The organism is Carnobacterium sp. (assembly GCF_049673005.1).
GTDB lineage: Bacteria > Bacillota > Bacilli > Lactobacillales > Carnobacteriaceae > Carnobacterium_A.
The window spans coordinates 1-1,832 of the sequence record NZ_JBATXB010000094.1 but is presented as its reverse complement, the minus strand read 5'-3'; the positions used below and the strand labels follow the sequence as shown (position 1 = coordinate 1,832).

Annotated in this window: 1 protein-coding gene; it reads left to right on the top strand. The window is 41.2% G+C overall.

Annotated elements, in window-relative coordinates:
• Window positions 1-259: 259 nt before the first annotated feature.
• A partial coding sequence (locus WBF61_RS07155) for a S8 family serine peptidase (RefSeq protein WP_424255195.1) occupies window positions 260-1,832 on the top strand: 1,573 nt, incomplete at its 3' end.

The following is a 1,832-nucleotide window of genomic DNA, read 5'->3' as shown; positions in this document are numbered from 1 at the left end:
GGTGATGACTCAGTTTCTTAAGTCTATTATTACTGGAGATATAACTAGAAAATTTACATTCAATCTACCGTTCTGTTTATTGTTGTTTTCATTCTTATTACCCATATGTTAAAAGATGTATCACCATTAAATGCTAATGTTGGTTTTTGGTGGTTCAATAATAATTAAAATAACAGTATTTAATGCGGATAAAGGCGAGTGAATTCTAGCTATCCAATATTAAATTATAAGATGTAATGACAAGAAGGAATGTCTATCCATGCGTATGTCCATTGTTGCATTAAGCATCACGGCCGCCTTATTGGCAGGTTGTGGAAGTGACAAAAAGGCTCCACAGCCAGTCGCTAAGGTCAACACAGCACCAACAACTGCCGATATGACCATTGATGTGTCGCAGTCTCTATTATTCACAGGCAAATTAGATGCGACTGATGCCGAAGGTGGTTTGACTTACTCTTTAGTTGATCCAACTGATTTAAAACTAGGTACTTTGACTTTAGTTAATAAAAGTACCGGTGAATTTACTTATGCTTCCAATGCCAGTGAAGGCACTGATGTTGTCAGATTTAAAGTATCTGACGGTCAGTATCAAGCTGAGGGTACATTAACAATTCATATCAAAAATGGCGATCCCTTATATGCTTATCAATGGCATCTGAAAAACACGGGGCAGAATTCTTTTGCACTGAATCGTGGTATTGCTGGCGAAGACATGAATGTCAGTGACGCAATTTCAAAGCAAGTTATGGGTCAAGGCATCACAGTTGCCGTTGTGGATGATGGCTTGGAAATTTCTCATCCCGATTTAGTGAACAATACTGTTAAGGGAGGATCTTACAATTTGATCACGGGTTCAGTTGACCCAACTCCTTTTTCTGGTGAATCAGGTCACGGTACTGCAGTTGGCGGGATTATCGCAGCAGAAGGTTGGAACGGTATTGGTGGTCGTGGTGTCGCCCCAAAGGCACAACTAATTGGTTTTAACTTCTTAGATTCCGATCCTACAGGTAAAGTTACAAATGTTCAAACATTTGAAAACTTTACAAAATCACATGGTGCTAGTGCCTACAGCGATAGTGCCCGTGTTTTTAACCAAAGCTATGGTTACAGCGTGCCTTTCCCGCACGGTTTTGAAGAGGATGAATCTGAAGTATACCGCGATGTGACGACTCAAAGCTTTGATGGTAAAGGCAGTATCTTCGTTAAATCGGCTGGTAATGGTTATGACTACTATCGTTTCAGTACCTTCTGGCTTCCAGGAGATTACTTTTCTGCCACAGCTGAAAACCCTGCTAACCATGGATTGCCTTTCCATAACTCAAACATGTCCAGTGATAATGCAAACGTCTACAACTTAGTCGTTAGTGCAATTAATGCTAAAGGCGTGTTATCGAGCTATTCATCTGTAGGGTCTAATATTTTTGTCACTGCTCCAGGTGGCGAATATGGTGAAGTTAATCCAGCGATTGTAACAACAGACCGTGTAGGTTGTGAAAATGGATCTGCGATTGCAGAAGATCGCCCAAGCACACCGTTCCACGGTGGGTTACATCCTTTAAACTCAAATTGTGATTACACTTCGACAATGAACGGTACATCTTCAGCTGCACCAAATACTTCAGGTGCAGTCGCCGTGATCATGAGTGCAAACCCAGATTTGACGTGGCGTGATGTACGCAATGTTCTTGCCAAGACTTCAACCAAAGTGAATGCTGATATTGCGGCCAAAACCGTTAGTATTGGTGAGGGCGATGCTGCTCAAGAATATGTTGCTATTCCGGGATGGCAACAAAATGCTGCTGGTTATTCATTCCATAATTTTTATGGTTTTG